11 protein-coding genes are annotated in these 14,221 nt (G+C 51.7%); 9 read left to right on the top strand and 2 right to left on the bottom strand.

The window, feature by feature from the left end:
• From FDW97_RS17860 to rpoC, 9 genes are all read left to right on the top strand, one after another.
• On the top strand, positions 1-516 hold a 516-nt coding region (locus FDW97_RS17860; protein WP_249359802.1), incomplete at its 5' end, for an EF-Tu/IF-2/RF-3 family GTPase.
• Positions 517-746: 230 nt separating this feature from the next.
• Positions 747-1,130 carry a preprotein translocase subunit SecE gene (gene secE, locus FDW97_RS17865; protein ID WP_003033128.1) on the top strand — a complete coding sequence of 128 codons (384 nt, stop codon included), beginning with the start codon at positions 747-749 and terminating at the stop codon, positions 1,128-1,130.
• Position 1,131: 1 nt separating this feature from the next.
• The gene (nusG, locus tag FDW97_RS17870) at positions 1,132-1,677 is read left to right on the top strand and encodes a transcription termination/antitermination protein NusG (RefSeq protein WP_003033125.1); all 546 of its coding nucleotides are present in this window, start codon (positions 1,132-1,134) and stop codon (positions 1,675-1,677) included.
• A 157-nt stretch (positions 1,678-1,834) separates the two neighbouring features.
• Positions 1,835-2,263 carry a 50S ribosomal protein L11 gene (gene rplK / locus FDW97_RS17875; RefSeq protein ID WP_038636105.1) on the top strand — a complete coding sequence of 143 codons (429 nt, stop codon included), beginning with the start codon at positions 1,835-1,837 and terminating at the stop codon, positions 2,261-2,263.
• 3 nt (positions 2,264-2,266) lie between these two features.
• Complete coding sequence (gene rplA, locus FDW97_RS17880) at positions 2,267-2,974, top strand: 50S ribosomal protein L1 (protein WP_006688358.1); 708 nt, start codon at positions 2,267-2,269, stop codon at positions 2,972-2,974.
• A gap of 293 nt (positions 2,975-3,267) precedes the next feature.
• Positions 3,268-3,765, top strand: a complete 498-nt coding sequence (gene rplJ, locus FDW97_RS17885) for a 50S ribosomal protein L10 (RefSeq protein WP_005132895.1) — start codon at positions 3,268-3,270, stop codon at positions 3,763-3,765.
• Positions 3,766-3,831: 66 nt separating this feature from the next.
• Positions 3,832-4,197, top strand: coding sequence for a 50S ribosomal protein L7/L12 (gene rplL / locus FDW97_RS17890; protein WP_000028882.1), 366 nt, complete (start codon positions 3,832-3,834; stop codon positions 4,195-4,197).
• A gap of 320 nt (positions 4,198-4,517) precedes the next feature.
• Positions 4,518-8,546 carry a DNA-directed RNA polymerase subunit beta gene (gene rpoB / locus FDW97_RS17895; RefSeq protein WP_003033111.1) on the top strand — a complete coding sequence of 1,343 codons (4,029 nt, stop codon included), beginning with the start codon at positions 4,518-4,520 and terminating at the stop codon, positions 8,544-8,546.
• Between the two features lie 76 nt (positions 8,547-8,622).
• Positions 8,623-12,846: a DNA-directed RNA polymerase subunit beta' gene (rpoC, locus tag FDW97_RS17900; RefSeq protein ID WP_038636118.1), complete on the top strand. Its 4,224-nt coding sequence runs from the start codon at positions 8,623-8,625 to the stop codon at positions 12,844-12,846.
• A 118-nt stretch (positions 12,847-12,964) separates the two neighbouring features.
• Here rpoC and FDW97_RS17905 read toward each other — a convergent pair whose 3' ends face one another.
• Together FDW97_RS17905 and FDW97_RS17910 are read right to left on the bottom strand one after the other, a co-directional pair.
• A complete protein-coding gene (locus tag FDW97_RS17905; protein WP_038636121.1) occupies positions 12,965-13,282 on the bottom strand; it encodes a PTS lactose/cellobiose transporter subunit IIA in 318 nt (105 codons plus the stop codon).
• Positions 13,283-13,286: 4 nt separating this feature from the next.
• Positions 13,287-13,592, bottom strand: coding sequence for a PTS sugar transporter subunit IIB (locus FDW97_RS17910; protein ID WP_038636123.1), 306 nt, complete (start codon positions 13,590-13,592; stop codon positions 13,287-13,289).
• Positions 13,593-14,221 lie beyond the last annotated feature (629 nt).

Raw genomic sequence — 14,221 nt, forward strand, 5'->3', positions numbered from 1 at the left:
CGTGGTACCGTTGTTACCGGTCGTGTAGAGCGCGGTATCATCAAAGTTGGCGAAGAAGTTGAAATCGTTGGTATCAAAGACACCGCTAAGTCTACCTGTACTGGCGTTGAAATGTTCCGCAAACTGCTGGACGAAGGCCGTGCTGGTGAGAACGTTGGTGTTCTGCTGCGTGGTATCAAACGTGAAGAAATCGAACGTGGTCAGGTACTGGCTAAGCCGGGCTCTATCAAGCCGCACACCAAGTTCGAATCTGAAGTGTACATCCTGTCCAAAGACGAAGGCGGCCGTCATACTCCGTTCTTCAAAGGCTACCGTCCGCAGTTCTACTTCCGTACTACTGACGTGACTGGCACCATCGAACTGCCGGAAGGCGTAGAGATGGTAATGCCGGGCGACAACATCAAAATGGTTGTTACCCTGATCCACCCAATCGCGATGGACGACGGTCTGCGTTTCGCAATCCGTGAAGGCGGCCGTACTGTAGGTGCGGGCGTTGTTGCCAAAGTAATGAGCTAATTGCCGAATAACATTTGACGCAATGCGCAATAAAAGGGCATCATTTGATGCCCTTTTTGCACGCTTTCACACCAGAACCTGGCTCATCAGTGATTTTTTTTGTCATAATCATTGCTGAGACAGGCTCTGAAGAGGGCGTTTAGTCCGAAACGCACCAGAGCATTTCGGTTTGGATCGCCTCGCTTACGCGGGGTGAAAATGTTTGTAGAATACTTCTGACAGGTTGGTTTATGAGTGCGAATACCGAAGCTCAAGGAAGCGGGCGCGGCCTGGAAGCGATGAAGTGGGTTGTTGTCGCTGTATTGCTGCTTGTAGCTATCGTTGGCAATTACCTTTATCGTGACATGATGCTGCCGCTGCGTGCGCTGGCCGTAGTGATTCTGATTGCCGCAGCGGGTGGTGTCGCGCTGTTGACAACAAAAGGTAAAGCGACCGTTGCTTTTGCCCGTGAAGCGAGAACCGAAGTCCGTAAGGTCATTTGGCCAACTCGCCAGGAAACATTGCACACCACATTAATTGTGGCTGCGGTTACCGCAGTAATGTCACTGATCCTGTGGGGACTGGATGGTATTCTGGTTCGCCTGGTATCCTTTATCACTGGCCTGAGGTTCTAAGATGTCTGAAGCCCCTAAAAAGCGCTGGTACGTCGTTCAGGCGTTTTCCGGTTTTGAAGGCCGCGTTGCCACGTCGCTGCGCGAATATATCAAGTTACAAAATATGGAAGAGCTGTTTGGCGAAGTCATGGTGCCGACAGAAGAAGTGGTCGAGATCCGTGGTGGCCAGCGTCGCAAGAGCGAACGTAAATTCTTCCCGGGCTATGTACTGGTGCAGATGGTCATGAATGATGCGAGCTGGCACCTGGTGCGCAGCGTTCCGCGTGTGATGGGCTTTATCGGCGGTACTTCTGACCGTCCGGCGCCAATCAGCGACAAAGAAGTTGATGCGATCATGAACCGTCTGCAGCAGGTTGGTGATAAGCCGCGTCCGAAAACGATGTTTGAGCCGGGCGAAATGGTCCGCGTTAGCGATGGTCCGTTTGCTGACTTTAACGGCGTAGTTGAAGAAGTGGACTACGAGAAGTCTCGTCTGAAAGTTTCTGTATCTATCTTCGGTCGTGCGACTCCGGTTGAACTGGACTTCGCCCAGGTTGAGAAAGCCTAACACGTCGATCAAAAAAGCGGCGATTTAATCGTTGCACAGGGCGCGAGATTGGAATACAATTTCGCGCCTTTTGTTTTTATGGACTCTGTCCGTAAAACGAATTTAAAAACACGGGGAGCCTCTTTGAGGCGCTATAACCCAACTAGAGGAATTTAGAATGGCTAAGAAAGTCCAAGCCTATGTCAAGCTGCAGGTTGCAGCTGGTATGGCTAACCCGAGTCCGCCGGTAGGTCCAGCACTGGGTCAACAAGGCGTGAACATCATGGAATTCTGCAAAGCGTTCAACGCAAAAACTGATTCCATTGAAAAAGGTCTGCCGATCCCGGTTGTTATCACCGTTTACGCTGACCGTTCTTTCACTTTCGTTACCAAAACGCCTCCGGCAGCAGTACTGCTGAAGAAAGCGGCTGGTATCAAGTCTGGTTCCGGCAAGCCGAACAAAGACAAAGTGGGTAAAATTTCCCGCGCTCAGCTGCAGGAAATCGCGCAGACCAAAGCTGCCGACATGACTGGTTCCGACATTGAAGCGATGACTCGCTCCATTGAAGGTACTGCACGTTCCATGGGCCTGGTAGTGGAGGACTAAGAAATGGCTAAACTGACCAAGCGTATGCGCGTGATCCGTGACAAAGTTGATGCAACTAAACAGTACGACATCAACGAAGCTATTGCTCTGCTGAAAGAGCTGGCCACTGCTAAATTCGTAGAAAGCGTGGACGTTGCCGTTAACCTCGGCATCGACGCTCGTAAATCTGACCAGAACGTACGTGGTGCAACTGTACTGCCGCACGGTACTGGCCGTTCTGTTCGCGTAGCCGTATTTACCCAGGGCGCAAACGCTGAAGCTGCTAAAGCTGCAGGCGCTGAACTGGTAGGTATGGAAGATCTGGCTGACCAGATCAAGAAAGGCGAAATGAACTTTGACGTTGTTATTGCTTCTCCGGATGCAATGCGCGTTGTTGGCCAGTTGGGTCAGGTTCTGGGTCCGCGCGGCCTGATGCCAAACCCGAAAGTTGGTACCGTAACTCCGAACGTTGCTGAAGCGGTTAAGAACGCTAAAGCTGGCCAGGTTCGTTACCGTAACGACAAAAACGGCATCATCCACACCACCATCGGTAAAGTGGATTTTGACGCTGACAAACTGAAAGAAAACCTGGAAGCTCTGCTGGTTGCGCTGAAAAAAGCAAAACCGACTCAGGCAAAAGGCGTGTACATCAAGAAAGTTAGCATCTCCACCACCATGGGTGCTGGTGTTGCCGTTGATCAGGCTGGTCTGAGCGCGTCTGCGAACGTCTAAGATTAGCTTTACGTGGGCGGCGAATTTGTCTACAATCTTCGCCCACGATTCTATTAGCTTCGGCCGATAGACAACAGATTTGTTCGTTGGAGCCTGGCCTATCCAGGCCTCCGTCGAAGACCGCAGGTGTTTCGCAAGAAACTTAATGCCCTGCGTAGACGGTGACAGAACGCTAAGATTATTTCTGATACTCTGGCTTGTTTCTGCTCACCGTATTTAGACGCTCTCTCCGTTGGGGGGAGTGAAGTGAGTTCCGGAACATGAGTTCCGGCAAACATCCAGGAGCAAAGCTAATGGCTTTAAATCTTCAAGACAAACAAGCGATTGTTGCTGAAGTCAGCGAAGTAGCCAAAGGCGCGCTGTCTGCAGTAGTTGCGGATTCCCGTGGCGTAACTGTAGATAAAATGACTGAACTGCGTAAAGCAGGTCGTGAAGCTGGCGTATACATGCGTGTTGTTCGTAACACCCTGCTGCGCCGCGTCGTTGAAGGTACTCAGTTCGAGTGCCTGAAAGACACGTTTGTTGGTCCGACCCTGATTGCATACTCTATGGAACATCCGGGCGCCGCTGCTCGTCTGTTCAAAGAGTTCGCGAAAGCGAATGCAAAATTTGAGGTCAAAGCCGCAGCCTTTGAAGGTGAGTTGATTACGGCATCGAATATCGACCGCCTGGCAACTCTGCCGACCTACGAAGAAGCAATTGCACGCCTGATGGCAACCATGAAAGAAGCTTCGGCTGGCAAACTGGTTCGTACTCTGGCTGCTGTACGCGATGCGAAAGAAGCTGCTTAATTGCAGTTACCTTTCTCAAGCATCTGCTTACGTATAAACTTATTCTGATTTTCAGGAACAATTTAAATGTCTATCACTAAAGATCAAATCATTGAAGCAGTATCCGCTATGTCCGTAATGGACGTTGTAGAACTGATTTCTGCAATGGAAGAAAAATTCGGTGTTTCCGCTGCTGCTGCTGTAGCTGTAGCTGCTGGCCCGGCTGAAGCTGCTGAAGAAAAAACTGAATTCGACGTAATTCTGAAAGCTGCTGGCGCTAACAAAGTTGCTGTTATCAAAGCAGTACGTGGCGCAACTGGCCTGGGTCTGAAAGAAGCTAAAGACCTGGTAGAATCTGCACCGGCTGCGCTGAAAGAAGGCGTGAGCAAAGACGACGCAGAAGCACTGAAAAAATCTCTGGAAGAAGCTGGCGCTGAAGTTGAAGTTAAATAAGCCAACTTTTCTGGTTGCAGCCTAAGAAATTAGGCTGATGGCTGGTGACTTTTTAGTCACCAGCCTTTTTGCGCTGTAAGGCGCCAGTAGCGTTTCACACTGTTTGACTACTGCTGTGCCTTTCAATGCTTGTTTCTATCGACGTCTTAATATACTGCGACAGAGCGTCAGTTCTGTGTAAATCGCAATGAAATGGTTTAAGCGTGATAGCAACAGGCATTGCGGAAAGTATTCGATTTTCCGGTCAACAAAATAGTGTTGCACAAACTGTCCGCTCAATGGACAGATGGGTCGACTTGTCAGCGAGCTGAGGAACCCTAATGGTTTACTCCTATACCGAGAAAAAACGTATTCGTAAGGATTTTGGTAAACGTCCGCAAGTGTTGGACATACCTTATCTCCTTTCTATCCAGCTTGACTCGTTTCAGAAGTTCATCGAGCAAGATCCTGAAGGGCAGTATGGTCTGGAAGCAGCTTTCCGTTCCGTTTTCCCGATTCAGAGCTACAGCGGTAATTCCGAGCTGCAATACGTCAGCTACCGTCTTGGCGAACCGGTGTTTGACGTTCAGGAATGTCAGATCCGTGGCGTGACCTATTCCGCACCGCTGCGCGTAAAACTGCGTCTGGTGATCTACGAGCGCGAAGCGCCGGAAGGCACCGTAAAAGACATTAAAGAACAAGAAGTCTACATGGGCGAAATTCCGCTCATGACCGACAACGGTACCTTTGTTATCAACGGTACTGAGCGTGTTATCGTTTCTCAGCTGCACCGTAGTCCTGGCGTCTTCTTTGACTCCGACAAAGGTAAAACCCACTCTTCGGGTAAAGTGCTGTATAACGCGCGTATTATTCCTTACCGTGGTTCCTGGCTGGACTTCGAATTCGATCCGAAGGACAACCTGTTCGTACGTATTGACCGTCGCCGTAAACTGCCTGCGACCATCATTCTGCGTGCGCTGAACTACACCACTGAGCAGATCCTTGACCTGTTCTTTGAAAAAGTTGTTTTCGAAATTCGTGACAACAAGCTGCAGATGGAACTGGTGCCGGAACGCCTGCGTGGTGAAACCGCCTCCTTTGACATCGAAGCTAACGGCAAAGTCTACGTCGAAAAAGGCCGTCGCATCACTGCGCGCCATATTCGCCAGCTGGAAAAAGACGATATCAAGCATATCGAAGTTCCGGTTGAATACATTGCTGGTAAGGTTGCGGCTAAAGACTACGTTGACGAATCTACTGGCGAGCTGATCTGCGCAGCTAACATGGAGCTGAGCCTGGATCTGCTGGCTAAGCTGAGCCAGTCTGGTCACAAGCGTATCGAAACGCTGTTCACTAACGATCTGGACCACGGTCCGTACATTTCTGAAACTGTACGCGTCGACCCAACCAACGATCGTCTGAGCGCGCTGGTAGAAATCTACCGCATGATGCGCCCTGGTGAGCCGCCGACTCGTGAAGCTGCGGAAAGTCTGTTCGAGAACCTGTTCTTCTCCGAAGACCGCTATGACCTGTCTGCGGTTGGTCGTATGAAGTTCAACCGTTCTCTGCTGCGCGACGAAATCGAAGGTTCCGGTATCCTGAGCAAAGACGACATCATTGAAGTGATGAAGAAGCTCATCGATATCCGTAACGGTAAAGGCGAAGTCGATGATATCGACCACCTTGGCAACCGTCGTATCCGTTCCGTAGGCGAAATGGCGGAAAACCAATTCCGCGTTGGCCTGGTGCGTGTTGAGCGTGCGGTGAAAGAGCGTCTGTCTCTGGGCGATCTGGATACCCTGATGCCTCAGGATATGATCAACGCCAAGCCGATTTCTGCAGCAGTGAAAGAGTTCTTTGGTTCCAGCCAGCTGTCTCAGTTTATGGACCAGAACAACCCGCTGTCTGAGATTACGCACAAACGTCGTATCTCCGCACTCGGCCCAGGCGGTTTGACCCGTGAACGCGCAGGCTTCGAAGTTCGAGACGTACACCCGACTCACTACGGTCGCGTATGTCCAATCGAAACGCCTGAAGGTCCGAACATCGGTCTGATCAACTCACTGTCCGTGTATGCACAGACTAACGAATACGGCTTCCTTGAGACTCCGTACCGTAAAGTGACCGACGGTGTTGTAACTGATGAAATTCACTACCTGTCTGCTATCGAAGAAGGTAACTACGTTATCGCTCAGGCGAACTCCAACCTGGATGACGAAGGCCACTTTGTAGAAGATCTGGTTACCTGCCGTAGCAAAGGCGAATCCAGCTTGTTCAGCCGCGACCAGGTTGACTACATGGACGTATCCACCCAGCAGGTGGTATCCGTCGGTGCGTCCCTGATCCCGTTCCTGGAACACGATGACGCCAACCGTGCATTGATGGGTGCGAACATGCAACGTCAGGCGGTTCCGACTCTGCGTGCTGATAAGCCGCTGGTTGGTACCGGTATGGAACGTGCTGTTGCCGTTGACTCCGGTGTTACTGCAGTTGCTAAACGTGGCGGTACTGTTCAGTACGTGGATGCTTCCCGTATCGTTATCAAAGTTAACGAAGACGAGATGTACCCGGGCGAAGCAGGTATCGACATTTATAACCTGACTAAATACACCCGTTCTAACCAGAACACCTGTATCAACCAGATGCCTTGCGTATCTCTGGGCGAGCCGGTTGAACGTGGTGATGTGCTGGCAGACGGTCCGTCCACCGACCTTGGTGAACTGGCGCTGGGTCAGAACATGCGCGTGGCATTCATGCCATGGAATGGTTACAACTTCGAAGACTCCATCCTCGTATCCGAGCGTGTTGTCCAGGAAGACCGTTTCACCACCATCCACATTCAGGAACTGGCATGTGTGTCCCGTGACACCAAGCTGGGGCCGGAAGAGATCACCGCTGACATCCCGAACGTGGGTGAAGCTGCGCTCTCTAAACTGGATGAATCCGGTATCGTTTATATCGGTGCGGAAGTGACCGGTGGCGATATTCTGGTTGGTAAGGTAACGCCGAAAGGTGAAACCCAGCTGACGCCGGAAGAGAAACTGCTGCGTGCGATCTTCGGTGAGAAAGCGTCTGACGTTAAAGACTCTTCTCTGCGCGTGCCAAACGGTGTTTCCGGTACGATTATCGACGTTCAGGTCTTTACTCGCGATGGCGTAGAAAAAGACAAACGTGCGCTGGAAATCGAAGAGATGCAGCTGAAGCAGGCTAAGAAAGACCTGTCTGAAGAACTGCAGATCCTCGAAGCGGGTCTGTTCAGCCGTATCTACGCTGTGCTGGTTTCCGGTGGTGTTGAAGCTGAGAAGCTCGACAAACTGCCGCGTGACCGCTGGTTAGAACTCGGCCTGACCGACGAAGAGAAACAGAATCAGCTGGAACAACTGGCTGAGCAGTACGACGAACTGAAACACGAATTCGAGAAAAAACTCGAAGCGAAACGCCGTAAAATCACTCAGGGCGACGATCTGGCACCGGGCGTGCTGAAGATTGTTAAGGTTTATCTGGCGGTTAAACGTCGGATCCAGCCTGGTGATAAGATGGCAGGTCGTCACGGTAACAAGGGTGTAATCTCTAAGATCAACCCGATCGAAGATATGCCACACGATGCTAACGGTACGCCGGTAGATATCGTACTGAACCCGCTGGGCGTACCATCGCGTATGAACATCGGTCAGATCCTTGAAACCCACCTGGGTATGGCTGCGAAAGGTATCGGCGATAAGATCAACGCCATGCTGAAACAGCAACAGGAAGTCGCCAAACTGCGCGAGTTCATCCAGCGTGCTTACGATCTGGGTTCAGATGTTCGTCAGAAAGTTGACCTGAATACCTTCAGCGATGAAGAAGTTCTGCGTCTGGCTGAAAACCTGAAAAAAGGTATGCCGATCGCAACGCCGGTCTTCGACGGTGCGAAAGAGTCTGAAATCAAGGAACTGTTACAGCTGGGTGGCCTGCCGACTTCCGGTCAGATTACCCTGTTCGACGGTCGTACCGGTGAGCAGTTCGAGCGCCAGGTTACCGTTGGCTACATGTACATGCTGAAACTGAACCACCTGGTTGATGACAAGATGCACGCGCGTTCTACCGGTTCTTACAGCCTGGTTACTCAGCAGCCGCTGGGTGGTAAGGCTCAGTTCGGTGGTCAGCGCTTCGGGGAGATGGAAGTGTGGGCGCTGGAAGCATATGGCGCGGCATACACCCTGCAGGAAATGCTCACCGTTAAGTCTGATGACGTGAACGGTCGTACTAAGATGTATAAAAACATCGTGGACGGCAACCATCAGATGGAACCAGGCATGCCGGAATCCTTCAACGTACTGTTGAAAGAGATTCGTTCGCTGGGTATCAACATCGAGCTGGAAGACGAGTAACTCTCGATCAAACAGGTCACTGGTGCTGGCGTAACAGCCAGCGCCAGATTGTGCTAACTCCGACGGGAGCAAATCCGTGAAAGATTTATTAAAGTTTCTGAAAGCGCAGACTAAAACCGAAGAGTTTGATGCGATCAAAATTGCTCTGGCCTCGCCAGACATGATCCGTTCATGGTCTTTCGGTGAAGTTAAGAAGCCGGAAACCATCAACTACCGTACGTTCAAACCTGAGCGTGACGGCCTTTTCTGCGCCCGTATCTTTGGGCCGGTAAAAGACTACGAGTGCCTGTGCGGTAAGTACAAGCGCCTGAAACATCGTGGTGTGATCTGTGAGAAGTGCGGCGTTGAAGTGACCCAGACCAAAGTACGCCGTGAGCGTATGGGCCACATCGAGCTGGCGTCTCCGACCGCGCATATCTGGTTCCTGAAATCGCTGCCGTCCCGTATCGGTCTGCTGCTCGATATGCCGCTGCGCGATATCGAACGCGTACTGTACTTCGAATCTTATGTCGTTATCGAAGGCGGTATGACCAACCTGGAACGTCAACAGATCCTGACTGAAGAGCAGTATCTGGACGCGCTGGAAGAGTTCGGTGACGAATTCGACGCGAAGATGGGTGCGGAAGCTATCCAGGCCCTGCTGAAGAGCATGGATCTGGAGCAAGAGTGTGAAACTCTGCGCGAAGAGCTGAACGAAACCAACTCCGAAACCAAGCGTAAAAAGCTGACCAAGCGTATCAAACTGCTGGAAGCCTTCGTACAGTCTGGCAACAAGCCAGAGTGGATGATCCTGACCGTTCTGCCGGTTCTGCCGCCAGATCTGCGTCCGCTGGTTCCGCTTGATGGCGGTCGTTTCGCAACGTCAGATCTGAACGATCTGTATCGTCGTGTGATCAACCGTAACAACCGTCTGAAGCGTCTGTTGGATCTGGCTGCGCCGGACATCATCGTACGCAACGAAAAACGTATGCTGCAGGAAGCGGTTGACGCCCTGCTGGATAACGGTCGTCGTGGTCGTGCGATCACCGGTTCTAACAAGCGTCCTCTGAAATCTTTGGCCGATATGATCAAAGGTAAACAGGGTCGTTTCCGTCAGAACCTGCTCGGTAAGCGTGTTGACTACTCCGGTCGTTCTGTAATCACCGTAGGTCCATACCTGCGTCTGCATCAGTGCGGTCTGCCGAAGAAAATGGCACTGGAACTGTTCAAACCGTTCATCTACGGCAAGCTGGAACTGCGTGGCCTCGCCACCACCATCAAAGCCGCTAAGAAAATGGTTGAGCGTGAAGAAGCTGTCGTTTGGGATATCCTGGACGAAGTTATCCGCGAACACCCGGTACTGTTGAACCGTGCACCAACCCTGCACCGTCTGGGTATCCAGGCATTTGAGCCGGTACTGATAGAAGGTAAAGCTATCCAGCTGCACCCGCTGGTTTGTGCGGCATATAACGCCGACTTCGATGGTGACCAGATGGCTGTTCACGTACCGCTGACGCTGGAAGCCCAGCTCGAAGCGCGTGCGCTGATGATGTCTACCAACAACATCCTGTCTCCGGCGAACGGCGAACCTATCATCGTTCCGTCTCAGGACGTTGTATTGGGTCTGTACTACATGACCCGTGACTGTGTTAACGCCAAAGGCGAAGGCATGGTGCTGACTGGCCCGAAAGAAGCTGAGCGTATCTATCGCGCTGGCCTGGCCTCTCTGCATGCGCGCGTTAAAGTGCGTATCACTGAATATGAAAAAGATGAAAACGGCGAATTCGTTGCGCACACCAGCCTGAAAGACACGACCATTGGTCGCGCCATTCTGTGGATGATCGTACCGAAAGGTCTGCCTTTCTCCATCGTCAACCAGGCGCTGGGTAAGAAAGCCATCTCCAAAATGCTGAACACCTGTTACCGCATTCTGGGCCTGAAGCCGACCGTTATCTTCGCTGACCAGACAATGTACACCGGCTTTGCTTATGCAGCGCGTTCAGGTGCATCTGTTGGTATTGATGACATGGTCATCCCGGAGAAGAAACACGAGATCATCTCTGAAGCGGAAGCTGAAGTTGCTGAGATCCAGGAGCAGTTCCAGTCTGGTCTGGTAACCGCAGGCGAACGCTATAACAAAGTTATCGATATCTGGGCTGCGGCGAACGATCGTGTATCCAAAGCGATGATGGATAACCTGCAGACTGAAACCGTTATTAACCGTGACGGCGTAGAAGAGCAGCAGGTTTCCTTCAACAGCATTTACATGATGGCTGACTCCGGTGCGCGTGGTTCTGCAGCACAGATTCGTCAGCTGGCTGGTATGCGTGGTCTGATGGCGAAGCCAGATGGCTCCATCATCGAAACGCCAATCACCGCGAACTTCCGTGAAGGTCTGAACGTACTCCAGTACTTCATCTCTACTCACGGTGCGCGTAAAGGTCTGGCGGATACCGCACTGAAAACAGCGAACTCCGGTTATCTGACGCGTCGTCTGGTTGACGTTGCGCAGGACCTGGTTGTTACTGAGGACGATTGCGGCACGCTGGAAGGCATCACCATGACCCCGGTTATCGAGGGTGGTGACGTTAAAGAGCCGCTGCGCGATCGCGTTCTGGGTCGTGTGACTGCTGAAGACGTTCTGAAGCCGGGTACCGCGGATATTCTGGTTCCACGTAACACGCTGCTGCACGAACAGTGGTGTGACCTGCTGGAAGAGAACTCCGTTGACTCCGTGAAAGTCCGTTCCGTTGTATCCTGTGACACCGACTTTGGTGTATGTGCGCACTGCTATGGTCGTGACCTGGCGCGTGGCCACATCATCAACAAAGGTGAAGCAATCGGCGTTATCGCGGCACAGTCCATCGGTGAACCGGGTACACAGCTGACGATGCGTACGTTCCACATCGGTGGTGCGGCATCTCGTGCGGCTGCTGAATCCAGCATCCAGGTGAAAAACAAAGGTAGCATCCGTCTGAGCAATGCGAAGTCGGTTGTTAACTCCAGCGGTAAACTGGTTATCACCTCACGTAACACCGAACTGAAACTGATCGACGAATTCGGTCGTACCAAAGAAAGCTATAAAGTGCCTTACGGCTCCGTTATGGCGAAAGGTGATGGCGAACAGGTTGCTGGCGGCGAAACCGTAGCGAACTGGGATCCGCACACCATGCCGGTTATCACCGAAGTGAGTGGTTTCGTCCGCTTCACTGACATGATCGACGGCCAGACCATTACTCGTCAGACCGATGAGCTGACCGGTCTGTCTTCTCTGGTCGTACTGGATTCTGCAGAGCGTACGTCGGGTGGTAAAGACCTGCGTCCGGCACTGAAAATTGTTGATGCTCAGGGCAACGACGTTCTGATCCCAGGCACCGATATGCCTGCTCAGTACTTCCTGCCAGGTAAAGCGATTGTTCAGCTGGAAGATGGCGTACAGATCAGCTCTGGTGACACCCTGGCCCGTGTTCCGCAGGAATCCGGCGGTACCAAGGACATCACCGGTGGTCTGCCGCGCGTTGCGGACCTGTTCGAAGCTCGTCGTCCGAAAGAGCCGGCAATCCTGGCTGAAATCAGCGGCATCATTTCCTTCGGTAAAGAAACCAAAGGGAAACGTCGCCTGGTTATCACCCCGGTAGACGGTAGCGAACCTTACGAAGAGATGATTCCGAAATGGCGTCAGCTCAACGTGTTCGAAGGTGAACGTGTAGAACGTGGTGACGTGGTTTCCGACGGTCCGGAAGCGCCGCACGACATCCTGCGTCTGCGTGGTGTGCATGCTGTAACTCGTTACATCGTTAACGAAGTTCAGGACGTATACCGCCTGCAGGGTGTTAAGATTAACGATAAACACATCGAAGTTATCGTTCGTCAGATGCTGCGTAAAGCCACCATCGAAAGCGCTGGTAGCTCCGACTTCCTGGAAGGCGAGCAGGTTGAATACTCCCGCGTCAAGATCGCTAACCGCGAGCTGGAAGCGAACGGCAAAGTGGGCGCAACCTTCTCCCGCGATCTGCTGGGTATCACCAAAGCGTCTCTGGCAACTGAGTCGTTCATCTCCGCGGCATCGTTCCAGGAGACCACTCGCGTGCTGACCGAAGCAGCCGTTGCGGGCAAACGCGACGAACTGCGCGGTCTGAAAGAGAACGTCATCGTGGGTCGTCTGATCCCGGCCGGTACCGGTTACGCGTACCACCAGGATCGTATGCGCCGTCGCGCAGCGGGCGAACTGCCAGCTGCTCCGCAGGTGACTGCTGAAGATGCGTCTGCCAGCCTGGCAGAACTGCTGAACGCAGGCCTGGGCGGTTCTGACAACGATTAATCGTTGCTGACCATAATAAAAAACCCGCTTCGGCGGGTTTTTTTATGTCTATGTTAGGCCTGATGGCGCTGCTCTTATACGGCCTGTGAGGTTACGAAGCCGCCATCCGGCAGTGTTATTAATTTACCGGCGGCAACCGCCGATAAAGCTCAATCATGTCGCCCGCCAAATCTTGAATCACCATCGCGTTCATCAGGTGATCCTGCGAATGGACTGTGATGAGATTAACCGGTAGCTTGCCGGTACCTTCGTCAATGCCGATTAGCTGGGTCTGGATTTTATGTGCCTGTTTGACGTACTCGCGTGATTCCACCATTGCTTGTTCCGCACCAGTAAAGTCACCTTTACGCGCCAGTTGTAGCGCTGTCAGGGCCTGACTGCGGGCGGCTCCGGCGTTGACTAATAATTCCATGATGATCGTTTCTAACTCTTCCATGTCATCACTCCAGTAGTTTCAGCGCTTTTTCCAGTACGGCGTCACCTTTCATCATGCCGTAATCCATCATATCGATAACGGCGACTTTTTTGCCTAGCGGGTCGGCGAGCGCCTGCAGCTTGGCCTGCTCATATTTAACCTGTGGACCAAGCAACACGATATCTGCAGTGGCGATATTCTCTTCAAACTCAGCCACCGGGACAGCTTTGATCGTGACGTCGACACCTTTTTTCTGGGCGGCATCTTTCATCCTTTGTACCAGCATGCTGGTGGACATTCCGGCGGCACAGCATAAAACGATGTTTTTCATAAGCAGTCTCGCTCAACATGTGTGGGTTGATAATTATCGTGAGCCAGCTGTAGCAACAACTGCTTTGCAACGATTGTGTGCAAGGCATCACAAAGAAAACCACTTTTTCTGAAACCGGTTACAAAAAGAAGCAAAACTCAACGATCTGAACCGAGGCTGGCGGCTCTTTGGTACGCTTATCACATGCGGGAATATATAATTACTGGCAATAAAAACATGTTATAAAAAACAGTATTGACAGCGTTTTTTAAACCCGTATGTTAATGCTTAACAGCAGGGAAATAGTCGTTTGCTGTTAACGTAGTAAGTGTTAGTAAAGCTTTATTGGGGGTTGCGATAAAGGCCACGAAGTATTTTTTGTTTGGGGTAGTCGATGCTGAAAACGCTATTTTTTCACTTCGACAATGCTTTCAGGCCACGTAGTTGATTTATCTAATCGCAAAAAGTTAGTAAAGCGCGACGATGTAACGCCATGATTTAATAGTAAGTGTTTGTGATTTCTGTTTTTATGGTTATCGCAAGGGAAATAAGGCAACGCATCAAAGAGTATATGTCGCGAGGGGAAGTGTACTTGTTTAGGTCACCAGCCTTGAGTTTTATTATCAAGCCGGTGGAATGTGTTTAACGGT

The organism is Citrobacter sp. wls708 (genome assembly GCF_005281255.1).
GTDB classification, from domain to species: Bacteria; Pseudomonadota; Gammaproteobacteria; order Enterobacterales; family Enterobacteriaceae; genus Citrobacter; species Citrobacter werkmanii.